The sequence below is a fragment of the Bradyrhizobium sp. GCM10028915 genome, from assembly GCF_042666195.1.
GTDB classification, from domain to species: domain Bacteria; phylum Pseudomonadota; class Alphaproteobacteria; order Rhizobiales; family Xanthobacteraceae; genus Bradyrhizobium; species Bradyrhizobium canariense_D.
On sequence record NZ_JBHTFN010000044.1, the window covers coordinates 127,125 to 151,894 of the forward strand.

The 24,770-nt window shown below is 63.7% G+C and carries 20 protein-coding genes and 1 tRNA gene; 14 read left to right on the plus strand and 7 right to left on the minus strand.

Features of this window, described 5'->3' with window-relative positions; all coding sequences use genetic code 11:
• Nucleotides 1–3 precede the first annotated feature (3 nt).
• The gene (locus ACFQX9_RS20665; protein ID WP_085352782.1) at nt 4–732 is read left to right on the plus strand and encodes a sulfite exporter TauE/SafE family protein; all 729 of its coding nucleotides are present in this window, start codon (nt 4–6) and stop codon (nt 730–732) included.
• Here ACFQX9_RS20665 and ACFQX9_RS20670 read toward each other — a convergent pair.
• Nucleotides 729–3,917: an efflux RND transporter permease subunit gene (locus ACFQX9_RS20670; RefSeq protein ID WP_018459272.1), complete on the minus strand. Its 3,189-nt coding sequence runs from the start codon at nt 3,915–3,917 to the stop codon at nt 729–731. The genes ACFQX9_RS20665 and ACFQX9_RS20670 overlap by 4 nt on opposite strands.
• A 150-nt stretch (nt 3,918–4,067) precedes the next feature.
• Nucleotides 4,068–5,309 (minus strand): efflux RND transporter periplasmic adaptor subunit, encoded by a 1,242-nt coding sequence (locus tag ACFQX9_RS20675; RefSeq protein WP_377790269.1) that lies wholly within the window; start codon nt 5,307–5,309, stop codon nt 4,068–4,070.
• A 199-nt stretch (nt 5,310–5,508) separates the two neighbouring features.
• Here ACFQX9_RS20675 and ACFQX9_RS20680 point away from each other — a divergent pair, with 199 nt between their 5' ends.
• A complete protein-coding gene (locus ACFQX9_RS20680; RefSeq protein ID WP_018459270.1) occupies nt 5,509–6,114 on the plus strand; it encodes a TetR/AcrR family transcriptional regulator in 606 nt (201 codons plus the stop codon).
• Between the two features lie 24 nt (nt 6,115–6,138).
• Here the strand turns inward: ACFQX9_RS20680 and ACFQX9_RS20685 are convergent, their stop codons facing one another.
• The gene (locus tag ACFQX9_RS20685) at nt 6,139–7,641 is read right to left on the minus strand and encodes an amidase (protein ID WP_247409060.1); all 1,503 of its coding nucleotides are present in this window, start codon (nt 7,639–7,641) and stop codon (nt 6,139–6,141) included.
• A 264-nt stretch (nt 7,642–7,905) separates the two neighbouring features.
• Here ACFQX9_RS20685 and rnz point away from each other — a divergent pair, with 264 nt between their 5' ends.
• Nucleotides 7,906–8,808 (plus strand): ribonuclease Z, encoded by a 903-nt coding sequence (rnz, locus tag ACFQX9_RS20690; protein ID WP_085352786.1) that lies wholly within the window; start codon nt 7,906–7,908, stop codon nt 8,806–8,808.
• 61 nt (nt 8,809–8,869) lie between these two features.
• Here the strand turns inward: rnz and ACFQX9_RS20695 are convergent.
• Nucleotides 8,870–8,943, minus strand: a tRNA-Gln gene (locus ACFQX9_RS20695).
• A gap of 299 nt (nt 8,944–9,242) precedes the next feature.
• Between ACFQX9_RS20695 and ACFQX9_RS20700 the strand changes: the two genes are divergently transcribed.
• The 6 genes from ACFQX9_RS20700 (at nt 9,243) to ACFQX9_RS20725 (ending at nt 14,426) form a co-directional block, all read left to right on the plus strand.
• On the plus strand, nt 9,243–9,605 hold the full coding sequence (locus ACFQX9_RS20700; protein ID WP_377790272.1) for a DUF1428 domain-containing protein: 363 nt from the start codon (nt 9,243–9,245) through the stop codon (nt 9,603–9,605).
• Nucleotides 9,606–9,785: 180 nt separating this feature from the next.
• A complete protein-coding gene (locus ACFQX9_RS20705) occupies nt 9,786–11,039 on the plus strand; it encodes an ABC transporter substrate-binding protein (RefSeq protein ID WP_377790274.1) in 1,254 nt (417 codons plus the stop codon).
• A 65-nt stretch (nt 11,040–11,104) separates the two neighbouring features.
• Complete coding sequence (locus ACFQX9_RS20710) at nt 11,105–11,968, plus strand: branched-chain amino acid ABC transporter permease (protein ID WP_377790276.1); 864 nt, start codon at nt 11,105–11,107, stop codon at nt 11,966–11,968.
• Nucleotides 11,969–11,981: 13 nt separating this feature from the next.
• Complete coding sequence (locus ACFQX9_RS20715) at nt 11,982–12,953, plus strand: branched-chain amino acid ABC transporter permease (protein ID WP_377790278.1); 972 nt, start codon at nt 11,982–11,984, stop codon at nt 12,951–12,953.
• Nucleotides 12,943–13,710 (plus strand): ABC transporter ATP-binding protein, encoded by a 768-nt coding sequence (locus ACFQX9_RS20720; protein ID WP_247398213.1) that lies wholly within the window; start codon nt 12,943–12,945, stop codon nt 13,708–13,710. The genes ACFQX9_RS20715 and ACFQX9_RS20720 overlap by 11 nt, the downstream gene beginning before the upstream one ends.
• Nucleotides 13,707–14,426, plus strand: a complete 720-nt coding sequence (locus tag ACFQX9_RS20725; RefSeq protein WP_377790280.1) for an ABC transporter ATP-binding protein — start codon at nt 13,707–13,709, stop codon at nt 14,424–14,426. Before ACFQX9_RS20720 ends, ACFQX9_RS20725 begins: the two co-directional genes overlap by 4 nt.
• Nucleotides 14,427–14,505: 79 nt before the next feature.
• Here ACFQX9_RS20725 and ACFQX9_RS20730 read toward each other — a convergent pair whose 3' ends face one another.
• The 3 genes from ACFQX9_RS20730 to ACFQX9_RS20740 form a co-directional block, all read right to left on the minus strand.
• Nucleotides 14,506–15,078, minus strand: a complete 573-nt coding sequence (locus ACFQX9_RS20730) for an invasion associated locus B family protein (RefSeq protein ID WP_085385622.1) — start codon at nt 15,076–15,078, stop codon at nt 14,506–14,508.
• A gap of 66 nt (nt 15,079–15,144) precedes the next feature.
• Nucleotides 15,145–18,291 (minus strand): efflux RND transporter permease subunit, encoded by a 3,147-nt coding sequence (locus ACFQX9_RS20735; protein ID WP_018459260.1) that lies wholly within the window; start codon nt 18,289–18,291, stop codon nt 15,145–15,147.
• Nucleotides 18,288–19,460 carry an efflux RND transporter periplasmic adaptor subunit gene (locus ACFQX9_RS20740; protein ID WP_018459259.1) on the minus strand — a complete coding sequence of 391 codons (1,173 nt, stop codon included), beginning with the start codon at nt 19,458–19,460 and terminating at the stop codon, nt 18,288–18,290. Before ACFQX9_RS20740 ends, ACFQX9_RS20735 begins: the two co-directional genes overlap by 4 nt.
• A 375-nt stretch (nt 19,461–19,835) precedes the next feature.
• On the opposite strand from ACFQX9_RS20740, the gene ACFQX9_RS20745 reads away from it, so the two are divergent.
• From ACFQX9_RS20745 to exbD, 5 genes are all read left to right on the plus strand, one after another.
• Nucleotides 19,836–20,075 (plus strand): hypothetical protein, encoded by a 240-nt coding sequence (locus ACFQX9_RS20745; RefSeq protein WP_085352792.1) that lies wholly within the window; start codon nt 19,836–19,838, stop codon nt 20,073–20,075.
• A 228-nt stretch (nt 20,076–20,303) separates the two neighbouring features.
• Nucleotides 20,304–22,697 (plus strand): TonB-dependent siderophore receptor, encoded by a 2,394-nt coding sequence (locus tag ACFQX9_RS20750; RefSeq protein WP_085362163.1) that lies wholly within the window; start codon nt 20,304–20,306, stop codon nt 22,695–22,697.
• Nucleotides 22,698–22,699: 2 nt separating this feature from the next.
• Nucleotides 22,700–23,389: a Fe2+-dependent dioxygenase gene (locus ACFQX9_RS20755; RefSeq protein WP_085352794.1), complete on the plus strand. Its 690-nt coding sequence runs from the start codon at nt 22,700–22,702 to the stop codon at nt 23,387–23,389.
• Nucleotides 23,386–24,306: a tonB-system energizer ExbB gene (exbB, locus tag ACFQX9_RS20760; protein WP_377790284.1), complete on the plus strand. Its 921-nt coding sequence runs from the start codon at nt 23,386–23,388 to the stop codon at nt 24,304–24,306. Before ACFQX9_RS20755 ends, exbB begins: the two co-directional genes overlap by 4 nt.
• Nucleotides 24,307–24,309: 3 nt before the next feature.
• Nucleotides 24,310–24,765 carry a TonB system transport protein ExbD gene (gene exbD, locus ACFQX9_RS20765; protein ID WP_377790286.1) on the plus strand — a complete coding sequence of 152 codons (456 nt, stop codon included), beginning with the start codon at nt 24,310–24,312 and terminating at the stop codon, nt 24,763–24,765.
• Nucleotides 24,766–24,770 lie beyond the last annotated feature (5 nt).

The window sequence follows — 24,770 nt, forward strand, 5'->3', positions numbered from 1 at the left end:
ATTGTGCCTGATGTCACGACTCTGATGCTGCTCAGCGTTGCCGTGTTCGCCGGCGCCTTTGTCTCCGGACTCTCGGGATTTGCCTTTTCCGCGGTAGCGGGCGCCATCCTGCTCCGGGTGTTTCAGCCGCTCGAAGCCGTACCGCTGATGATGGCGTGCAGCATCGGCGTGCAGGCCACCAATCTGTGGTCGCTTCGGCGCAATATCCGCTGGGAAGGCAGTCTGCTGCTGATCGTCGGCGGCTTGATCGGCGTTCCCATCGCGGTGTCGCTGCTCCAGAGCACCGATACGCATCTGCTCCGGCGCGGCTTCGGCATTATCGTTGCGCTCTATGCGGCCTACATGCTGCTGCGGCCGACGCTGGTGACGGCCGGCGAGGCGGTCGGGCGGCACTGGGTCGCGTTGATCGGGTTCGGTGGAGGACTGGTCGGCGGACTGACCGCGATGCCGGGCGCGATCCCGACGATCTGGTGCGACATGCGCGGCATGCCCAAGAGCGAGCAGCGCGGCCTGGTGCAGCCGTTCATCGCCGCGATGCAGCTGTTCGCGATCGCGCTGCTGTTCGGACATCAGGATCTGTCGTCAAAGGTCTTCGTCGATCTCGCGGTTAGCCTGCCGGCGCTGTTCGCAGGCTCCGCGCTGGGCGTGATCGCGTTCCACAGGGTCAACGAGACGGTCTTTCGCAAGACCGTGCTCGTTTTGTTGTTGCTGTCGGGGATTTCCCTGATCTAGTGCCCGACGGGTTGCACCGGCGCCGCGCTGGTGTCGCTGCCGTGATGCGTCAGCGGCTTCATGCCAGTGACGGTCCGCAGCAGCACATAGAACACCGGCGTCAGGAACAGGCCGAATACGGTGACGCCGATCATGCCGGAGAACACGGCGACGCCCATGGCGCGCCGCATCTCCGAGCCGGCCCCGGTCGAGAGCACCAGCGGCAGCACGCCCATGATGAACGCCATCGACGTCATCAGGATCGGGCGCAACCGCAGCCGGCTCGCCTCGATTGCGGCCCGGATCGGGGTGCGGCCTGCGAATTCGAGCTCGCGCGCGAATTCGACGATCAGGATCGCGTTCTTGGCCGAGAGTCCCACCAGCACGATCAAGCCGATCTGGGTGAAGACGTTGTTGTCGCCCTTGGAGATCCAGACACCGAACATAGCAGCCAGCAGACCCATCGGCACGATCATGATGATCGAGAGCGGCAAGGTCAGGCTCTCATAGAGCGCGGCCAGCACCAGGAACACCAGGAGGATCGCCAGCGGAAACACCCACAGTCCGGAATTGCCGGCGATGAACTCCTGATAGGTCAGGTCGGTCCATTCGAAGGCAAAGCCGGGCGGCAGCGTCTCCGCCGCGATCCGCGTCGCGACCTCCTGCGCCTGTCCCGAGGAGAAGCCGGGAGCAGCCGCCGCGTTGATATCGGAGGACAGGAAGCCGTTGTAGCGGATCGCCCGCTCGGGTCCCGCGCTCTGGCGAACGCTCAAGAGCGCCGAGAGCGGCACCATGTCGCCCGAGGACGAGCGCACCTTCAACTGCCGGATGTCGTCGGCGCGGGCGCGGAACGGCGCGTCGGCCTGCACCCGGACCGAATAGGTGCGGCCAAACTTGTTGAAGTCGTTGACGTAGTAGGAGCCCAGGTAAATCTGCAGCGTGTTGAACACCTCCGTCACGGGCACGCCCAATTGGAGCGCCTTGGTGCGGTCGATGTCGGCGAACAGCTGGGGCACGTTGACCTGGAAGCTCGAGAACACGCCGGCGATCTCCGGCGCCTTCTGCATCGCCGCCATGAACGCCTTGGTCGCCTCGTTCAGCGCCTCATAGCCGAGACCGGCACGGTCCTCGATCTGCAGCTTGAAGCCGCCGATGGTGCCAAGGCCGTTGACCGGCGGCGGCGGGAACATGGCGATGAAGGCTTCCTGGATGCCGGCATATTTCTTGTTCAGCTCGGCCGCCAGCGCGGGGCCGCTGAGAGAAGGATCCTTGCGCTCGTCGAACGGCTTGAGCGTGGAGAACACGATGCCGGCATTGGAGGAGTTGGTGAAGCCGGCGATCGACAGGCCCGGAAAGGCGACCGAACTCTCGACACCTGGCTGGGTCAGCGCGATGTCGCTCATCTTGCGGATCACCTCTTCAGTGCGATCGAGCGCTGCGCCGTCGGGCAGCCGCGAGAAACCGACCAGATACTGTTTGTCCTGGCCCGGCACGAAGCCGCTCGGCACCTGCTGGAACAGAAGCGCGGTCACGCCGACCAACACCACATACAGTCCCATCACTGCGGCCTTGCCTGATATCACCTTGGTGACGGTGCCGCTGTAATTCTCCGACGAGCGTGTGAACACCTTGTTGAAGCCACGGAAGAACCAGCCAAGGCCCTTTTCCATGATGATCGTCAGCCGGTCCTTCGGCTCATTGTGTCCCTTGAGCAGCAGCGCCGACAACGCAGGCGACAGCGTCAGCGAATTGATGGCGGAGATCACGGTCGAGATCGCGATCGTCAGCGCGAACTGCTTGTAGAACTGCCCGGTGAGGCCGGAGATGAAGGCGAGCGGCACGAACACCGCGATCAGCACCATCGCAATCGCGATGATCGGCCCCGACACTTCGCGCATCGCCTGGTAGGTGGCGTCGCGCGGCGACAGCCCTCCCTCGATGTTGCGTTCGACGTTCTCGACTACGACGATGGCGTCGTCGACGACGATGCCGATTGCGAGCACGAGCCCGAACAGGCTGAGCGCGTTGATCGAGAAGCCGAACACGTGCATGACCGCGAATGTGCCGACGATCGACACGGGCACCGCCAGCAGCGGAATGATCGAGGCGCGCCAGGTCTGCAGGAACAGGATCACCACCAGCACCACCAGCGCGATCGCCTCCAGCAGCGTGTGAATGACGGCCTCGATCGAGGAGCGCACGAACTGGGTGGGATCGTAAACGATCTGGTAGGACACGCCTTCCGGCATATTCTTCTTGATCTCGGCCATGGTGGCACGGACATGATCGGAGATCTCCAGCGCGTTGGAGCCGGGCGCCTGGAAGATCGGAATCGCCACTGCCTGCTTGTTGTCGAGTAGCGAGCGCAGGCCGTATTCGGACGCGCCGAGCTCGATGCGGGCGACGTCGCGCAAGCGCACGACTTCGCCACGCGTACCGGTCTTGACCACGATGTCGCCGAATTGCTCTTCGTTCGCAAGCCGCCCTTCCGCGTTGACGGACAGCTGCAGGTCGATGCCCTTGACATTCGGGGAGGAGCCGACCACGCCGGCAGCGGCCTCGACGTTCTGCGCCTGGATCGCCTTGACGATGTCGCTTGCGGTGAGCCCGTGTTCGGCAGCCTTCTGCGGATCGACCCAGACCCGCATCGAATAGTCGCCGGCGCCATAGAGCTGGACGTCGCCGACGCCGTCGATCCGTGCAAGACGGTCCTTGACATTGAGCACGGCGTAATTGCGCAAATACGTCATGTCGTAGCGGCCGGTGGGCGACAACAGATGCACGACCATAGTGAGGTCGGGCGACGACTTCTTGGTGATGATGCCGAGCTGCCGCACCACGGCGGGCAGGCGCGGCTCGGCCTGCTGCACACGGTTCTGCACCAGCTGCGTCGCCTTGTCAGGATCGGTGCCGAGCCGGAATGTCACCGTCAGCGTCATCGCGCCATCGGTGGTCGCCTGGCTTGACATGTACAGCATGCCTTCGACGCCGTTGATCTGCTCTTCGATGGGAGTCGCCACCGTCTCGGCGATCACCTTGGGATTGGCCCCGGGATAGGTCGCGCGCACGAGGACGGAGGGCGGCACGACATCGGGATATTCCGAGATCGGCATCGCGAACAGCGAGATCAGGCCGGCGAGGAAGATCAGGACCGAGAGCACACCGGCAAAAATCGGACGATCGATGAAGAACTTCGAGAGATTCATGGCTTTGCCCCTGCGCGAGAGACGACCCTCCCGCCATTCCCGGGCGCGGGAAAAGCCCGCAAATCCGGAAATCCAGAAGTGATGTCTTGGTAGTTCAACAAATTCGACATTCCGGCTCGCGCTGCCCGCGCGCTCCGGAAGCGGAGAATGCTAGCGTTGCACCACGTCCTGTTTGCTGTGGTTGGAGGCCTGCTGCGGCCCGCGCGCGCCCATCGACGCGATCTCCGTCTTGAGCAGGGCGCCGGGACGCACGCGCTGGAGGCCGTTGACGATAATGCGATCGCCGGTCTTCAGTCCCGTCGTCACGATACGCAACCCGTCGACCGAGCCGCCGAGGGTGATCGGCCGGTAGACCGCGCGGCTGTCGTCGCCGACCGCCATCACGAACTTCTTGTCCTGGTCGGTACCGATCGCGCGCTCGTCGATCATGACCAGCGATTGCTGCTTGGGCTGGCCCATGCGCACGCGGGCGAACTGGCCGGGGATGAGACGCCCGTCCTCGTTTCTGAACACCGCGCGGACACGGATGGTGCCGCTCTGGCCGTTGACCTGGTTGTCGATGAGCTGGATGTGGCCCTTGGCCGAGAGGCCGCCTGAGGTCGTCATCTCCACCGGGATCTGGTCCAAATTGCCGCGCTTGCCGGAGACATCTGCGATCGAGTTCAGCGCCCGCAGCACCACCTCCTCATCCGCATCGAACGACGCGTAGATCGGATTGACCGAGACCAGCGAGGTCAGCACGGGGGAGGCGGTACCGGCGGCGACGAGATTGCCGACGGTGATTTCGATCTTGCCGACGCGGCCGTCCACGGGTGCACGTACCTCGGTGTAGTCGAGATTAAGCTTTGCGGTCTGGAGCGTCGCCTCGGCTGCCTTCACGTTGGCGATGGCCTCGCGGTTGGCGTTGTCGCGCTGGTCGTAGTCGCGCCGCGTCACCACGGCGTTGCCGACCAGCTGCGCGCCGCGCTCAAGTTCATTCTGCGTGAACACGACGCGCGCTTTCGCAGCTTCGAGCTGGGCCGCGGCCTTGTCGACCTCGGCTGCGTAGGGCGCCGGGTCGATCTTGAACAGGATGTCACCAGCCTTCACCAGCGCGCCTTCGATGAAGTTGGCCGACAGGATCGCGCCGGCCACGCGCGGGCGAAGCTCGACGCGTTGAATGGCCTCGAGCCGACCGGAGAAATCGTCCCACAGCACGGTCTGCTTTGGTTCGATCAGCGCGACCGTGACAGGGACGGCTTGCTCGGCCGCGGCGGTCGCGGTCGCCTGCGCGGCACGAAAGTAATGGCCGGTCGCGATCGAGCCGGCTACGGCGAGAGCGCCCACGATGGCGACGCCGCTCAGAAGGCGGCGGACATGGCCGGGGCGAGTGGTATTGTGGGAGGGGGGCATTTGCGCTCCATATATGTAGTGTTCACTACAGATGTGGAGCTGGATACCGCAGCGCAAGATACTTATGTACCATTCGCTAAGAAAATTGTAGCCGCTTACCGCAAGTATTGGCAAGTGGAACAGAAAATAAAGCGAGAACAAAGAGATAGGATCCGACGTTAGGGTCAGGGACGACGCCGATTTCGAGGAGAACAGGCAAATGGGCATGGGACGCCCCCGCGAATTCGACGCCGAAACGGCGTTGGATCAGGCGATGGAAGTGTTTTGGCGCCATGGCTATGAGGGTGCCACGATCGCTCAGTTGACCGAAGCCATGGGGATCAATCCGCCCAGCCTCTATGCCTGTTTCGGCAACAAGGAAGGGCTGCTGAAGGCCGCGCTCGACCGCTATACCAAACTGCGCACCGTCTGGATGGACGAGGTCGTGGCGGCACCCACCGCCCGCGACGTCGCCGAACGGATGCTGATGGGCATCGCCGACAAGCAGACCGATCCCGCCAACCCGCCCGGTTGCCTGCTCGTGCAGGGCGGCATTGCATGCGGCACCGGATCAGAAAGCGTCCCCTTCGAACTCGCCGCTCGGCGCGCCCAGAACGAGGACCAGCTTCGCGATCGTTTTGTTCGCGCCAAGGCCGAAGGCGATCTCAAGCCGACCTCGGATCCCGCGGCACTCGCGCGCTACGTTTCGGCCGTCTCGGTCGGCATGGGCGTGATGGCGTCCTCAGGCTCCGACCGCGAGGCATTGCAGCAGGTCGCGAGCGTGGCGGTGCAGGCGGTCGAGGCGCAGTCGACTGCAAGAACATGACGAGCGTTGTCGTCTTCGCCTCTATCATCTCACCGATTGCGTGGCAGACAGCGACGGCGGCGGGACGAAGCCGCCGAACGCGCGTTCGATCAGTCCGGCGAGCGCAATCGGTGTGCGGTCCTCGAGATAAGGCCCGATGATCTGGACGCCGATCGGCAGGCCCGATGGAGTGCGCTCGATCGGAACGGCCGTTGCAGGCAGTCCGCAGGTCGAAGCGGGGTCTGCCCAGATGAAGCACGCATCGGCATAGGGATAGAGCTGTCCATCGATATCGAGTTGCCGCGCGTCGAACGGCTCGGACTGGTCCTGGGGAAAGGCCGGTACGGCGGCGGCCGGGTAGATTACTGCGTCGAACTCGCGGAACAGCTCCTGCCATCGTTGTTGCAGCCGCAGGCGCGCCGCGTCGGTCGCCAGCCATTCGCGATGGACCATCGCCCAGCCGCGCGCGCGCTCGGCCTGCAGGCTGCGGTCGTCGGGCGAGAGTTCTGCGGCAACTCCTTGCGCCTCTGCGAGGGCGGCCGGTGTCAGGCGTGGACTTCGCGCTGCGTTCAACAGCTTCATGTAAAGGCGGGCGGATTCGGCGAGATCGGGCAGAGACGCACTCGAGCGCGCGACGCGTGCGCCTGATCGTTCGAGCCGTTCCGACAACCGCCCGATGGCGGAACGCACGGCATCGCCTGTCGGCATCAACGGATGCGTATCGATCACGAGAATCCTGAAACCCCTGAGCTGGTCGTGTCGTGAGGCCGGCAACGCAAGACGATAGCCGATCCCGTCGCGCGTCTCGTCGGGGCCGGCGATCACGTCGAGCGCGAGTGCGAGATCCGAGGCAGTGCGCGTCATTGGTCCAACGACGGCGAGATCACCCTGGCCGGCAACGGGCGGTGCCGGCGGAAGGCTGTATCCGCGTAGCGGGACGAGGCCGAGGCTCGGCTTGTGTCCGAACACACCGCAGAAATGCGCGGGCACCCGGATCGAGCCGCCAATATCCGAGCCGATCGACAGCGGTCCGAATCCCGCAGCCAGCGCCGCTCCTGATCCGCCTGAAGAGCCGCCGGGCGATCGGCCGAGATCCCACGGATTGTTCGTCGTACCGTAGATGTCATTGTAGCTCTGGAAATCTCTGAGGCCGATCGGGATATTGGTCTTGCCGATGATGACAGCACCCGCCGCCTTCAACCGCGAGACGACAAGGGCGTCCTCCGCGGGTTGGAAATCTTTGAAATGCGGAAAGCCCCACGTCGTCGGCAGGCCGGCGACGTTGAACGGTTCTTTCAACGTCACGGGGATGCCGAGCAATGGCTGCCGCTCGCCGCGACCAAGTGCGGTATCGGCGGCGCGCGCGGCGTCTCGTGCGCGATCGAAATCGCGAACGATGACGGCATTGATCTGCCCGTCCAGCGCCTCGATGCGCGCGATCGTATGCTCGATCAACTCGGACGCAGAAAGCTTGCGCGCGTGCAGGGCGCTCAGCAATGTGCTGATCGAGCCGTAGTCCCAGTCAGTGGCGGTCAATCCGGGCGGCATCACGATCTCCATTGTCTTGCATCGCCGCGTCGATGTCGCTCGGCTGCAAATCGATCCGAGTATCGAGCATGCAATTTGGCGGATGGTATGAGGAGGCCACGCAACGGGAACCAGATCTGTCCGCCGGTCGGGGGCCGGAGGCGGCGCCTGGCCATCAGATCGCGGGATACCCACTGCTTGCCGCGGTCTATGCGCGATCGAGGGCTCTGTACGGGCTGCTACTCACGTGGCATTGGGGGCGGCGAAGCCTGGATACTGACGACCATGTTCGCCCTGACATTCCTTGGGACCTCCGCCAGCGTTCCGTCGGCGGAGCGCAACCATCCGGCTCTCCTGGTGGAGGCCACGGGCAAGCGCGTCCTCATCGATTGCGGCGAGGGCACGCAGCGCCAGTTGCTGCGCAGCGGCGCGGGCTTTCGACGGCTTGACCGCATTCTGCTGACGCATGCCCATCTCGATCACGTGCTCGGTATCCCCGGTCTCTTCTCGACGCTGGGGTTGCGTCAGCAATCGGACGCGATGACCGTCTATGGAGGCCAGGGCACGCTCGACATCGTCATCCGCATGCTTGCCGGCCTGTGGGGCGCGGGCAGGGCGCCGATCCCGGTGGAGTTCGCACCGCTGACCGAAGGACAGGTTATCGACGCCGGCGACTTCACCATCGATTGCTTTCCGGTTCGTCACCGCGACACCGACAGCTTTGGTTTTTGCTTCCAGAGTCCGGCACGCCGCCATCTTGAGCGGGAGCGCCTCGCCGAGCTCGGTGTTCCCGATGGGCCGCTGCGCGGAGAACTGGCCGCGGCACGACCAGTCGTGATCGCCGGCCGCACGATCTATCCCGAAGACGTCATGGGGCCGCCGAGCGGCGGCAGGAAGATTGTGGTCATCGGCGACACCGAAACCACTGACGGGCTGTCCAGGCATGTCGCCGACGCCGATCTGCTGGTGATCGAGGCGACCTTCCTCGATCGCGACGCCGCGACCGCCCGGGACTATGGTCATCTCACCGCGCGCGAGGCGGCTTCATTTGCCGCCGCGAACAACGTCAGGCAACTCGTGCTGAATCACATGTCGGGGCGTTATCGCGACGAAGAGATTCTGGCCGAAGCGACAGCGATTTTTCCAAACACGCGGATCGCCGCCGACTTCGATCGCGTCGTGATTTAGCGGCACCGCTCAAAGAGAGCGCAATCTCTGACGGTCTGTTTGTGAGCTGCTTAACCTGCGGTGGCTGGGGAACTAGGATTCGAACCTAGACAAACAGAGTCAGAGTCTGTTGTGCTACCGTTACACCATTCCCCAACGGAATAGCCGAACAAATTCAATGACTTGTTGATTTGTCCGGCTGTGGCCGATGGCACTTATCGCGCAAATCACGGCTCAAGCGTGGAGGGTTTCTACCCGCTCGGCTGTGGGCTGGCAAGCGCTGCGACGCAGGGATGTTTTGCGGTCCACATGGGACGTGCGGGCCGCGGCATCGTGGGCTCCGGCGGAGCGCCGCGGCGGTGCGCGACCGTTTGCCTCATCCGAAAATCACGTTTCCGGGTCGGATCGTCACGCACCGCATCGTCCTTCGGACACACAACCCAAGGAGATCCGTGATGCCCTATGTCGATGGTTTCGTGCTGGCCGTGCCGAAGGACAACATCGAGGCTTACAGGGCGCTGGCGAAAACGGCCTGCGCGATCTGGATGGAGCACGGTGCGCTCGATTATGTCGAATGCATCGGCGACGACGTGCCCTACGGCGAGCTGACTTCGTTTCCGCGCGCGGTGATGGCGAAGGAGGACGAGATCGTGGTGTTCGCCTGGATCGTCTATCGCGACCGGGAGACTCGCGACACCGTCAACAAGAAGGTGATGGCGGACCCGCGGCTGAAGTTGGATGGTATGCCGTTCGACGGCAAGCGCATGATCTACGGCGGCTTCACGACGCTGCTGCGGGCGAGCGACGTGATGGGGTAACGGCGCTGACCCGGCCCACACGTCGGTGCTTGTCCATGCAGCGTCGTGGCAAGCCGTTTTACTTGCCGGTACGGGGCCAGCATGCCATCCTCTCATCGCCAGGCATAAACAACCGGAAGCGGGCGCTTAGCCGAGCTTCCAAAAAAACTGGTTGGGGAAACCCTTGGGAGGTTTGATTTCATGAGATTGAAGCACGTCACCGGGCTGCTTTGCGCGGCCGCGATGTCCCTTGCGCTCGCTTCAGCCGCGCAGGCCCAGGACAAGGTCGTCAAGATCGGCGCGATCCTGCCGATGTCCGGCGGCACCGCCTCGATCGGGGCGCACGCCAAGGCGGCGCTCGAGGTCGCAATGGACATCATCAACAACGCTCATCCCGAGCTCGGCACTCTGCCGCTGGCCAAGAACGCAGGCCTTGCGGGCCTCGGCGGCGCCAAGATCGAGATCGTGTTCGCCGACAACCAGGGCAACCCGGCGACAGGCCAGAACCAGGCGCTGCGCCTGATCACGGAAGACAAGGTAGCCGCCGTGTTCGGCTCGTATCAGTCCGGCGTCACGCTGACCTCGAGCGCCATCGCCGAAAAATACGGCATTCCCTTTCTGAACTCCGAGTCGGTCGCCGCCAATCTCACCGAGCGCGGCTTCAAATGGTTCTTCCGCACCACGCCGATCGCCACCGACTTCGCCAAGGCCTATGTCGATTTCCTCGCCGACATCAAGGCGCAGGGCGCCAAGACCGATGCAATCGCGCTGGTTCACGACAACACCGAATACGGCACCTCGGTCGCCAACACGATCAGCGCCGCCTTCAAGGAGAAGGGGCAGGCCATCGCAGTTGACGTCGCTTATCCCGTCAACGCGACCGACGTGCAGGGACAGGTGCTCCAGCTCAAGGACAAGAAGCCCGACGTGATCATCATGATCAGCTACACGTCGGATGCGATCCTGTTCGCCAAGACCATGCAGTCGCTCGACTACAAGCCGGCCGTGCTTTTGGCCGACGACGCAGGCTATTCCGATCCCTCCTTCATCAAGGCGGTCGGAAAGATATCGCAAGGCGTCTTCAACCGTTCGTCATGGTCGGTAGGGCCGACCGGCTCACCATCGGCCATTATCGCCGACATGTACAAGAAGAAGAGCGGCGAGGAGATGGACGACACCGTTGGCCGTCAGATGCAGGGCTTCTTCGTGCTGGCCGACGCGATCGACCGCGCCGGCTCAACCGACCCGGCGAAGATCCAGGCCGCGTTGAAGGCGACCGATCTGAAGCCCGAGCAATTGATGATGGGCTACAAGGGCGTGAAGTTTGACGACAAGGGCCAGAATATCCTCGCCTCCGGGCTCATCATCCAGCTCCAGGACGGCGAGAACTACACCGCGGTGTGGCCGAAGGCTAACGCTGCGAAGGCGCCGGTGCTGCCCTACAAGGGTTGGTGAGATTTGAAGGCGGGGCTGCGCGCCCCGCCATTCCCGAAATGATTTGATCAGAGCAACGCTGGCTCATGTCCTTTGTCCTCGTGCAGGTGATCGTCGGCGGACTTCTGCTTGGCGCTGTCTATGCCCTGTTTTCCTCAGGCCTCACGCTGGTGTGGGGCATGATGAACATCGTCAATTTCGCGCATGGCGATTTCGTCATGCTCGGCATGTACGTCGCCTATGTCGTCTACACGCTGTTGGGAGGAGGGCCGATCCTCGGCGCGCCGCTGGCAACGCTGGTGCTCGCGACCGTCGGTGTCGTGGTCTATTTCGCCCTGATCCGCGATATCATGAAGGGACCGATGCTGGCGCAGATCCTCGGCACGTTCGGGCTTGCGCTATTGCTGCGTTATTCCGTGTTCTGGTGGTTCGGGGCCAACTTCCTGTCGATGCCTCCGAACATCGTGGGCGGCACCTATGCGTTCGCGGGCCTGCGCATCGAGGCCTCGCGGCTGCTTGCCGGCGTGGTTGCGCTGCTCGTTACCCTCGGGCTGCATCTGCTGCTGACGCGGACCTCGCTCGGCTCGAAGATGCTGGCGGTGGCGGAGGATCAAACCGCGGCCCAGCTCATGGGCATCCGTCCCGACACCATGCAGGCGATCGCCTGGGCGATTGCGGCCGGTGCCACCGGGCTTGCCGGCGCGCTGATTGCGAACTTCTTCTACATCGTGCCGACCGTCGGCGAGACGCTCGGCATTGTCGCCTTCGTCACGGTGTCGCTCGGCGGTTTTGGCAGTGTGCCGGGCGCCCTCGTCGCGGGCCTGCTGATCGGCGTGATCGAGTCACTGTCGGGCTATCTGATCGGCGCGATCTACAAGGACATCGTCGTCTATGTCCTGTTCCTGCTCTTCCTCTGGTTCCGGCCGCAGGGCCTGATGGGCAAGACCTGATGAGAAAGCTGTGATGCGGCGCTTGATCTGGCTCTCGGCCGTCGCAGCGTTCGCGATCTGCTATCCGCTGCTGCTGTCCTCGCCGTTCCAGCAGCGTCTGGGCGCGCTGGTGCTGCTCTATGCGATTGCAGCGTCTGCGTGGAATATCGCCGGCGGCTATGCCGGCCAGGTCTCGGTCGGCCACGTCGTGTTCTTCGGCTGCGGTGCTTATGCCGCGATGGGATCCTACGCAAAGTTCGGCCTGTCGCCCCTGTTCGGCATCCCTGGCGGGATCGTGCTCGCTGTGGGCCTGGCCGCGATCATCGGCGTGCCGACGCTGCGGTTGTCGGGCCATTATTTCAGCATGGCGACCATCGCGGTCGCCGAGACGATGCGGCTGATCGTGACCAACACCGACTGGCTGGGTGCGGCCGTCGGGCTCTCCGGGCCGACCGTGCCGCGCAACATCTTCGATCTCTCGTTCCTGTCGTCGTTGCCGTATTATTATCTCTTCCTCGCAATCCTCGTGATCACGCTGTTGATCACCTGGTGGATGACCAGCAGCCGCATGGGATTTTACCTGCGCGCGATCAAGGACTCCGAGCGCGCGGCGCGCTCGCTCGGCGCACCCGCCAGCCGCACCAAGCTCTACGCCTACATGCTGAGTGCGGCGCTGACGAGCGTCGCCGGCGCGCTCTATGCCATGATGTTCGGCTTCGTCGATCCCGAGTCCGGGTTCGGCATCCTGATTTCGGTGAAAATCCTGATCATGGCCGCGCTGGGCGGGGCAGGGCTGTTGTTCGGGCCCCTGGTCGGTGCCGCGATCCTGGTGCCGCTGGAGGAGATCTCGAACAGCTGGCTCGGCGGCAAGGGCGCCGGGCTCACCTTCGTGCTCTATGGCGCGATCATTGTGGTGATCGCGCGTTTCCAGCCTGGCGGTCTACTCAGCCTGTTCACTCGGCGCAGCAAGCCGACGAAGGACACGGGAGCTGGCCATGCTCCTTGAGGCACGCGAAATTACAAAGGCGTTCGGCAGCTTCAAGGCGGTGGACGATGCCTCCGTGACCTTGGAGCAAGGCGACATCCTCGGCCTGATCGGCCCGAATGGTGCGGGCAAGTCCACCTTCTTCAATTGCCTGACTGGCGATCTCAAGACCACCTCGGGCCGTGTTCTGTTCGAGGGGCGCGACATCACCGACTTCACGCCGGAGCTGCGCGCCGGGCTTGGGCTCGCCCGTACCTTCCAGGTGCCGCAGACCTTTGAGGGCATGACGGTGCTGGAGAACGTCATGATCGGCGCGTTCCTGCGCACCTCGCATCGCAAGGACGCCGAGACCAAAGCGCGCGCGGTGCTTGAGCGCGTCGGCATGATCAGGCTTGCGGATGCGCCGGCGCGTTCGCTCGGCACGCCGGGCCGCAAGCGGCTGGAGATCGCGCGAGCGCTGGCGACCGAGCCGAAGGTGCTTCTGCTGGACGAAGCCATGGCCGGCCTCAACGCCCATGAGGTGAGGCTCGCCATCGACCTCGTGCGCGACATTCACCGTTCCGGCATCACCCTCGTGATCGTCGAGCACATCATGGAAGTGATCATGTCGCTCGCCAGCCGCGTGATGGTGTTCCACCAAGGCAAAGAGATCGCCCGCGGCTCGCCGCGCGAGGTCACATCCAACCCGGCGGTGATCGAGGCCTATCTCGGCAAGCGCGCAGCGAAGGCAGCCGCCGGCCACACGCCGGTCGAACTGATGGGCGGGCCGGACCTATGAACGGGCCGTTGCTGCGGATCGAGCACCTCGAGGTGCGCTACGGCGATCTCATCGGCGTGTCCGACGTCTCGCTGGAGGTTCCCGAAGGCAGCGTGGTCGCGCTACTCGGCTCCAATGGCGGCGGCAAGACCACGACGCTGAACGCCATCGCCGGCCTCATTCCGGTGCATTCCGGATCGATGCGCTTTCGCGGCGAGGACATCGCCGGCGAGAAGGCGTTTGCGATCGTGCGCAAGGGGCTGGCGCTGTCGCCGGAAGGCTGGCGCCTGTTCGTGCAGCAGAGCGTCGAGAACAACCTCATGCTTGGCGCTACGCCGTTGCACGACAAGTCGCGCCAGGCCACGCTGCTCGAACGTGTCTACGAGATCTTTCCGCGCCTCAAGGAACGCCGCAACCAGCGTGCCGGCACCATGTCCGGTGGCGAACGGCAGATGCTCGCGGTCGGGCGCGCGCTGATGAGCGACCCGAAGCTGTTGATGTTGGATGAACCTTCGCTCGGTCTCGCGCCGGCGGTGGTCGAGTCCATGTACGAGACCTTCGGCCGCCTGCATCGCGAGGGCCTGACCATTCTGCTCGCCGAGCAGTCGATCGAGCTCGCACTGGAGGTCTCGGATTTCGCCACGGTGCTCCAGGTCGGCAAGAGCGTGCTATCAGGCACGGCGGCGGCGCTCGCGGAGGATCCGCAGGTGCAGAAGGCTTATCTGGGCGTGGACTGACCGATTTCCGCCTGGAGGCGCCCGGTATCGGGGGCGTTGGGCTGCAGTATGGATATGCAACAGTAACGGCGAGGCGTCGCTACTTGATCTTGTCGTAGGCCGCCGCGAAATCGCCGAGCGGCATCGGGATCGCGATCGTTTCCTTCGCCATGTTCTGGAAGGAGACCTTGAGCTGCTTGCCCGACCGCAAAGTCGCAAGCAGGTCCGGCGCGATCGGCGAGGAGGCGTAGCAGCCGCGGTTCTCGCAGGTCTGGATCTGGAGATCGACCGTCTTGCCCTCGTCAACCTGGAGCTTGGCGCCGATGGGAAGGTTGAGGCCAAGCGGCAATTGCAGCAGCGCCACCGGTGTGCGGGTGTCGGGCGCGATGCGGATGTTGATCAGAACGATGGTCTGGCCGGTCTTGGTCAGCACCGCGTTCTGCTCCATCGCGCATTCGAGCGGTGCGTCGCGGCTGACGCTGGTGCAGCGCACGACCCAGCCGGGCTGCTGCGCCGCAGCGCCGTCAGCCTGCGGCTGCGTCGGAGCCGGTGCGGGCTGTGCCGCCGGGGCAGACGGAGCTGCGTTCTTCTTGGCGCCTTGCTGGGCATGCGCGGCACCCGCCGACACCAGGAGAGCGGCTGCTAAGGCGACAAGTCTGGATTGCAAGGGCATGGCAAGACCGCGTTGACGTGAACCGAAGGCCTCGCTGTAACGTCGTGAGGCGCGCGGTGCAAGCTGCTACTCGGCAGCTTCCTTAACGGTGCCGTGCTCGACCGTCTCGTCGCCTTCGCCGCCACCCTTGCGGCCCCAGCCCGAGAACCAGTTGTTGAGCTCGTCGAGATAGAGATAGACGACCGGGGTGGTGAACAGCGTCAGCGCCTGGCTGACGATCAGACCGCCGACCATGGCGTAGCCGAGCGGCTGGCGAATCTCGGCGCCGGTGCCGTGGCCGAGCATCAGCGGCACGCCGCCGAGCAGGGCAGCCATCGTCGTCATCATGATCGGACGGAAGCGCAACAGCGCTGCCTGCCGGATCGATTCCGCCGGCGTCTTGTGCTCGTCGCGCTCCGCGGCGATGGCGAAGTCCACCATCATGATGCCGTTCTTCTTCACGATGCCGATCAGCAGAATGACTCCAATCAAAGCAATGAGGCTGAACTCGAAGCCCGCCGCCATCAGGATCGCGAGCGCGCCGACGCCGGCCGAGGGCAGAGTCGACAGAATCGTGATCGGATGGATGTAGCTCTCGTAGAGGATGCCGAGGATCAGATAGACCACGACCAGCGCGGCGAGGATGAGGAGCGGCACGGTGCCGAGCGACTGCTGGAACGCCTGTGCCGTGCCCTGGAAGCTCGAATTGAGCGTCGGCGGCGCGCCGAGGTCCGCCATCGCCTTCTGCACGGCCTCCGTAGCCTGGCCGAGCGCGACGCCCTGGGCGAGGTTGAAGCTGATCGTGATCGCCGGGAACTGGCCCTGGTGGCTGATCGAGAGCGGGCGAACCGGATCGGTGCTCCAGGTCGCGAAGGTCGACAGCGGCACCTGGTCGCCGGTTAGCGGAGACTTCAGGTAGAGCTTGTTCAGGCTCTCGAGGCTGCCCTGCATCTCCGGCAGGATCTCGAGAATCACCTTGTAGGTGTTGAGCTGGGTGAAATACTGCGTGACTTGGCGCTGTCCGAAGGCGTCGTACAGCGTGTCGTCGATCAGCTGCGGCTGGATGCCGTAACGCGCAGCCGTATCGCGGTTGATCTTGAGCTGAACCGTGGTGCCCTGGGTCTGCTGGTCGGTCGCGACGTCGCGCAGTTGCGGCAAGGTCTGCATCTTGGCGAGAATCTTCGGCGCCCAGTCATTGAGCTCGGCGAGATCGGCGTCCTGCAGGGTGAACTCGAACTGCGTACGCGTCGGCCGGCCGCCGAGCCGGACGTCCTGGGCCGCCTGCATGTAGAGGCGGGCGCCGGACACCTTCTCGAGCTTGGGACGCAGCCGCGCGATGATCTGCTGCGCCGAGGCATTGCGGACGCTGAGCGGCTTCAGCGTGATGAACATGTTGCCGTTGTTGCCGGCGCGGCCACTGCCGCCGATGTTCATCGCGATCGTTGCGACGTCGGGGTCGTCCATTACGATTTTGCCGAGCTCGACCTGGCGGCGCTGCATCTCCGCGAACGAGATGTCCTGGGAGGCTTCCGAGGTCGCCGTGATCAGGCCGACGTCCTGTTGCGGGAAGAAGCCTTTCGGGATCAGCACGAACAGATAGACCGACAGGGCAAGGGTGGCGAAGAAGATCGTGAGCGTGGTGCGGCGCCAGCTCAGGGCATGGTCGAGCACCCATTCGTAGCCGCGCAACATTGCATCGAAGCCGCGCTCGCTCCATTGGTAGAACTTGCCGTGGGTGACCTCGCCATGGGCGCGCAGGAAGCGCGAGGCCATCATCGGCGTCAGGGTCAGCGACACGAACATCGAGACGAAGATTGTCATCGCCAGCACGACGGCGAATTCGCGGAACAGGCGTCCGATGATGCCGCCCATCAGCAGCAGTGGAATCAGCACTGCGACCAGCGAGATGCTGATCGACACGATGGTGAAGCCGATTTCCTTGGAGCCCTTGAAGGCCGCCGCCATCGGCGATTCGCCTTCTTCGATGTAGCGCGTGATGTTCTCGAGCATCACGATAGCGTCGTCGACGACGAATCCGACCGCGATGGTGAGCGCCATCAGCGATAGATTGTCGAGCGAATAGCCGACGACCCACATCAAGGCGCACGCGCCCAGCAGCGCCAGCGGCACTGTGATTGTGGGAATGACAGTCGCCCAAAAACTGCGCAGGAAAATGAAGATGACCATGACCACCAGCGCTATGGTCAGCAGCAGCGTGAACTGGACGTCCTCGACCGCGGCGCGGATCGTCGTGGTGCGGTCGCTGATGAGCTCGATCTTGATCGCGGGCGGGATCGCGGCGACGAGGCGAGGCAGGGTGGCCTTGATCCGGTCGACGGTTTCGATAACGTTGGCGCCCGGCTGCTTGAAGATCACCAGGAACACGCCGCGCTTGCCGTTGGCCCAGGCCGCCTGCTTGGCGTCCTCGGCGCCGCTGACCGCTTGGCCGACATCGCGGATTCGCAAGGGACCGCCATTGCGATAAGCGATGATGACGTCGTTCCAGTCCTTGGCCTGCGTGAGCTGGTCGTTGGCGTAGATCGTGTAGGCGCGCTTCGGGCCGTCGATGTTGCCCTTGGGGCTGTCGACCGTGGTGATCGCGATCTGGCTGCGCACGTCCTCCATCGACAGGCCCTTGGCGACGAGTTTGGCCGGGTCGATCTGGATGCGGATAGACGGTTTCTGCTGGCCCCCGATGAAGACCTGCGCGACGCCGGAGAGCTGGCTGATCTGCTGGGCGAGCTGGGCGTCGACCGCGTCGCTGACGCTGGTCAGCGGCAATGTGTCTGAGGTTGCCGACAGCAGCAGGATCGGCGCGTCGGCCGGGTTGACCTTGCGGTAGGTCGGCGGCGACGGCAGGTTCTTCGGCAGCTGACCGCTCGCGGCGTTGATGGCGCCCTGCACGTCGTTGGCGGCGCCGTCGATGCTGCGGTTGAGGTCGAACTGGATGGTGATCGACGCGGTGCCCAGATAGCTCGTCGAGGTCATCTGGGCGATGCCCGGGATCTGGGCGAATTGCCGTTCGAGCGGCTGGGCCACCGACGAAGCCATGGTCTCTGGGCTGCCGCCCGGCAGATTGGCTGTGATCTGGATGGTCGGGAAGTCTACCTGCGGCAGTGGCGCGACCGGCAGCAGGGGATAGGCGACGAGACCGACGAAGAGAATGCCGGCCATCAGCAGCGAGGTGCCGATGGGATAACGGATGAAAGGTGCCGAAATCCCGCCCGCGTTCATTCCTGTCGGACCTTGTTCTGGGCCGGATCCGTACTCGCCACGGCCGTGGAGACGAGGCTCCCGGGCTGGACCTTGAATTGGCCGCCGGTGATCACTTGCTGCCCGGGCGTCAGCCCTTCGTCGACGACGGAACGTCCGTCGATGCTGTAGCTGACCTTGATCTTGTGCACCTCGGCCTTGTTGTCCTGATTGACAGAATAGGCGTAGAGGCCGTTGGTGGAGTGCTGGACCGCATCATCCGGGACAACGGTCGCATCCTTGAGGGTGCGCACCAGCAGGCGCGTTGACACCGACTGCCCGGGCCACAGCGCGTGGTCCTTGTTGTCGAACACCGCCTTGAGCCGGATCGTGCCGCTGCTGGTGTCGACCTGGTTGTTGATGACCGCGAGTTTGCCCTCGGCCAGCGTCTTCTTGCCGTCGGTGGTGAAGGCGATCACCCTGAGCGCGCCGGCCTTCTGGCCCTCGCTGATATAGGGCAGCTGATCCTCTGGCGCGGTGAAGATCACCGAGATCGGCTCGACCTGCGAGATCGTGACGATGCCGGTCTGCGTCGAGGCGTTGACGATGTTGCCGATGTCGACCTGGCGCAGGCCCGCGACGCCGGTGATCGGCGCCTTGACCTGGGTGTAGTCGAGCTGGGTCTGCGCGTTGGAGATCGCAGCATCATCGGCGGCGATCTGTGCGGTGAGCTGGGCGACCGTGGAGCGCTGGGTGTCGACCCGCTGGGCGGTGGCGAATTCGCCGAGCTTCATGGCGCGCTGGAGCTCGAGATTGGCGTTGGCCAGATTTGCCTCGTCCTGGGCCTTCTTGGCCTTGGCCTGGTCGAGCGTGGCTTGATAGGGACGGGGATCGATCGAGGCGAGAAGCTGGCCCTCCTTGACGATCTGGCCTTCGGTGAAGGCGATCTTGTCGATCTGGCCATCCACCCTGGTCCGGACTTGGACGGTGTTGAAGCCCGCAACCGTGCCCAGACCGGTCAGGTAAACCGGAAAGTCCACCTTCTGAACTGGCGAAACGCTCACGGGGACGGCGGACGGGCGCTGCGGCCCCTTTTGTGCGGTCTGGGTTTTTCCGGCGTCGGGCGAGCCGAATTTCTGCCAACCATAGTAACCTGCGGAGGCCACGGCCGCGATGATCAGAATCCAGAGGATCGGCCGGGACTTTTTCATATCGTCTCGTGTCGGCTCTTATGCCCTAAGCTACGAATTATGAGGCAATCATAGGGTTCCAGGAGGCTTGTATAATACACGCCAAGTTCCAGTGTAAACAGCACTATCGGTTGAGAATCCTAAACAATTGGAAAGCTTTGCACGGGTTAGGCAGCTCCGTGTCACTACGGTGTGCCGTGCTGCATTCCCCCCTCAGGAACGATCAGCGTGCAAAGTTTGTGCAATGCTCGAAAGCGGTGTGCTCTGGACTGAGCGGCGCCGCGCCTAGGCCGCAAGGCGACGGCTGGCAGGAACGGTTCTAATCGTGCGGAGCTCGTTTCGGTTGTCAGGGAAATCGGCATCGGTCATATCGACGCGCCACAACGGGAGCGCAGCATGGACGAACTGAACGGCAAGCTGATCGCGTGTCAGATCCTGATCACGGGACTGATCGCACGCGTCGCCAACGAGCAGCGTGATCCCTTGCGCTTTCTCACCGAGTTCCGCGACGAGATCAGAGCCGTCGTCAACGGCGTCAACATCGCAGGCATGGACAACAGCGACCGCGTGCGCGCGGTGGCGCGGAAGACCGTCGATGAATTGTTCTCGTTGATGAAGCCGCCAAGCAGCGATTGACCATGCGCCCGCGACCGCCGATTTAGCAGCATTTTCACGCGCTCTTTAGAACGACTCCAATCTCGATTTAGAACGATTTCAAACGGCAGTTTAGAATCGCTTTGATCTGGACTTATTCAAGCGTTCTCGCGGCTTACTCGCATTGACCCGCAATTTTGCGGCCGATACCAACACTCCAATCGCTCATCGAAGTGAATGGGCGAACTGGAATATGGGGCGTGTTTGGTAATGGGGCAGGTGGTCGCACCGAAGTCGTTGCGTTCGGTCGCAGCATTCGATGAAAAGTTCACGAGCGTTTCCGGCAAGAAGGTCTCCGCTGTCGCGGGCCTGATCGCAGCAGCATCGGTGTCGAGCGGCGCGGAGGCGCAGCAGTCGAACCTGCCGCCGGTGACGGTCGATGCGCCGGTCGCGCGTCCGCGCCCGGTGGCTTCGAAGCCGACGGCGGATCAGGTCCGCGCGCGCAATGCGCTTCGCCGCGCCGCGCAGCGGCAGCAGGCGGCGCAGCAGACCGCTCCCACCACGCCGTCCGGCGAGGTTGACCGCAATCCGTATTCGGATCCGGCGGCGCCATACAAGGTCGACCACGTCCAGGCCTCCGGCAAGTTTCCCGAGCCGATGCTGAACACGCCGAAGACCATCACCGTGCTCAGCAAGGAAGTTCTCGAGGACAAGAACGCCACGACGCTGAAGGAGATCGGGCGCTCCACCGCTGGCGTGACGCTGGGGTCGGGCGAGGGCGGCAACGCGTTTGGCGACCGCTTCTTCATCCGCGGCTTCGATGCGCGCAACGACGTCTTCATCGACGGTATCCGCGATCCCGCGGTCTCAATCCGCGAAAACTTCTTCACCGAGCAGATCGAGATCCTGCGGGGCCCCGCCTCGTCCTACGCCGGCCGCGGCACCGCTGGCGGTGCCATCAACATCGTCACCAAGCAGGCTGGCGACGTTAATTTCAAGCGGATGGATACCGAGTTCGGCACCGACAGAACCAAGCGCGTCACGCTCGACGTCAACCAGGTCGTCGATCCGACCTTCTCCGTGCGCGTGGGCGGGCTGTTCCAGGACGCCAACGTCGCCGGCCGCAACTATATCACCGACGATCGCTGGGGTTCTTTCATCTCGACCAAGTACACCCCGACCAACGACATCAAGATCACGACGAACTATGTCCACACCGATCTCAGCGGCTACCCGGATTTCGGCGTGCCCTTCTACAGGCAGGGCAATGTCCCCGTGACGTCGGCGGGCATTCCGCGCGGAAACTGGTACGGCTTTCTCAACCGCGACTTCCAGACGGCGCGGCAGGATTTCGGCACCGGCACGATCGAGTACAAGGTCAACGATGCCATCACGCTGACCAGCAAGGTGCGCGGCGAGCACTCGCTGCTGAATTATATCGGCACGCTGCCGCAGAACCCGATCACGACCAGCCCCAATCCGCTGCTCTGGACCACGACGGCCAGTGCGCAGAGCCGCTACCAGAATGTGGATGTATGGGCCAACCAGAACGAGGCCACATTCAAGCTCAACACCGGCGGGGTCAAGCACACCGCAGTGTTCGGCGTCGAATATGCCAACGAAAACATCTCGATCGACCGTTACACCGGCCTCTCGTCCGAACTGTTCGGCGGCGGCTCGACCAGCAACGGAGCGGTCACGGGGGTCAATCTCTACTCGCCGCAGTACACCTACATTCCCTTCAGCAACACGCCGTCGCTGGTTGGAAATCCGACGCGCTACGGTGTCAACACCAGCAGCGTCTACGTCATGGACACCGCGAACTGGCAGGACACCATCATTGTGAACGGCGGCGTGCGCTACGACGGCTACAGCCAGAGTTCGTCGACCAACGCGGCCTATTTGAAGCAGAATGCCGATCTCGTGAATTACAACGTCGGCGCGGTCTACAAGCCGATGTCGATCGGCAGCCTGTATGCAGCCTATGCGACCTCGGCCAATCCGTTCGGGTCGGAACTTGATGCGACCGCGACCGATTACGGTGGTGTTCCGCCCAACACGGCCGTTTTGCTCGGACCCGAGCGTAACAAGGCGATCGAACTCGGCACCAAATGGGAGCTCGCCGACCGTCACCTGTTGGTAACCGGTGCGCTGTTCCAGACGACGAAGGACAACGCGCGCGAGACCGTCAACAATCTGCTGACCTCGGGCGCTGCCTACAGGATCCAAGGCATCGACATCGAGGCCGAGGGCAAGCTCACCGACCGCTGGAGCATTTTTGGCGGTCTGGTGCTGATGCAGTCGAAGGTCACGCAGAGCGGCGTTGCCTCCAACATCGGTCTGCAGCTCGCCAACATTGCCCACCAGTCGTTCAGCATGCTGACCAAGTACAAGTTCGACGGCGGCTGGGAACTCGGCGGCCAGGCGGTGTACCGCTCGAAGGTCTATGGCGGCACGTTCGCGGCCAACACCAACGAGTTGCCGAGCTACTGGCGTTTCGACGCATTCCTCGAGAAGAAGATCGACCAGAACTGGACCATGAAGTTCTACGCCCAGAACCTGACGAACAAGCTCTATTACGACTCGTTCTATCGCAGTGCCGTGCCCTTCGTGGCGGTCGCGCCAGGGCGGGCATTCTACCTCGTGACGACAGCGAAGTTCTGATCATGCTGACGTGCCTTCCTGGCGTTCTGAGCAAGGATGATGTGGCGGATTTCCGCCGCATCATGGACGTCAGCGAATGGGAGGACGGGCGCTCCACCGCCGGCTCGCAGTCGGCGATGGTCAAGCGCAACGAGCAATTGGCGCCGGACAGCGAGGTCGCGCGCAAGCTCGGCAACCGCATCATTTCGGCGCTGACGTCGAACCCGCGCTTTATCGCGGCCGCGATCCCCCTCCAGATATTCCCGCCGCTGTTCAACCGCTATGCGGCCAGCAGCGGCCACCATTTCGGCCTGCACGTCGACAATGCGATCCGCGGAGACCGCCTGACCGGCCTTCGCATCCGCACAGACCTCTCGGTCACGCTGTTCCTGGCCGAGCCGGAGGAGTACGACGGTGGCGAACTTGTGATCGAGGACAGCTACGGTTCGCACGAAGTCAAGTTGCAAGCCGGGGACTGCGTGCTCTATCCCTCGACCAGCCTCCATCTCGTGACCCCGGTCACCAGGGGAACGCGGGTTGCGTCTTTCTTCTGGCTTCAGAGCATGATACGGGACGATCAAGCCCGGAGCATGATCTTTGACCTCGACACCGCGATACAGGCGCTGGTGGAACGGCTCGGGCGTGACGATCCCGAAACGGTCAAATTGACGGGTATCTATCACAACCTCATTCGCTACTGGGCCGAAGTATGAAGATCATGTCCTTCCAAGCAACCCTTGCCGCAGCTCTGGTGCTGGCGGCCGCCTGGCTTGCATCCCCTGTTTCTGCCCAGACACAAGCCGCGCCCGCGGCACCGGTCCAGTCGGCGGCTCAGCCGTCTGCGGTCGGCCCGGCCCCGGTTGTTGCTCCGCCTGCGGCGCCCCAAGCTGCCGCGCCTGCGGCTGCAAAGTCCGATACGGCAGCCGGCATTGCGCCCGCCATGAAAGAATTGTCGCCCTGGGTAATGTTCCAGTCGGCGGATATCATCGTGAAGGCGGTGATGATCGGGCTCGCCTTTGCGTCGCTCGTGACCTGGACGGTGTTGATCGCCAAGTCGATCGAATTGTCGATCGCCTCGACCAAGCTTCGCTCGGCGCTGAAGAAGATCGCGGAGGCGCGCTCGCTCGCGGAAGCGCAGATGGCGCTCGGCTCCAAAGCGGGGATCCTGCCGTCCTTCCTGGCGGCGGCGCTGCGGGAGGCGCGGATGTCGGCCGGCCTGTCCAGTGACACCGGCATCAAGGAGCGGGCGGCTTCGAGCTTCTCCGAGATCATGCGCGCGGAGGCGCGGCGCATCCGCGTCGGCATGGGTGTGCTCGCGACCATCGGCTCGACCTCGCCCTTCGTCGGCCTGTTCGGCACGGTGTGGGGCATCATGAACAGCTTCATCGGCATCTCGAAGTCGCAGACCACGAACCTCGCCGTCGTTGCGCCCGGTATCGCCGAGGCGCTGCTCGCCACCGCGATCGGTCTGGTCGCCGCCATTCCCGCCGTCATCATCTACAATTACTTCTCGCGCGTGACGAAGAGCTATCTCGAGCTCGTCAGCCGTGCCTCGGGCGCGGCGGGGCGGTTGCTCTCGCGCGATCTCGACCGCAGCCACGGCAGCGTGCATTCGCGCGCGGCGGAGTGAACCATGGGCGTTTCGCTCGCAGACAATGATGACGACGACGATTTCGGCGAAACGCATGAAATCAACGTCACGCCGTTCATCGACGTCATCCTGGTGCTGCTGATCATCTTCATGGTCGCAGCGCCGCTCTCCACCGTCGACCTGCCGATCGATCTGCCGACCTCGAGCGCGACGCCGCAGAAGAAGCCGGACAAGCCGACTTATCTCAGCATCAAGCCCGATTTGACGCTTGCCATCGGAGAGAACCCGGTCCACCGCGCCGAGTTGATCGGCACCCTCGACGGCCTGTCGGACATGAGCAAGGACAAGTATGTCTTCCTGCGCGCCGATCGCTCGGTGCCGTATGGCGAGTTGATGGGCGTCATGGAGCTGTTGCGCTCAGGTGGCTATTCGCGGGTGAAACTGGTTGCGCTGGAAGGCGCTCCGGGGGCGCCTGCGGCAGGCGCCCCTCAGCCTTAGAGGCC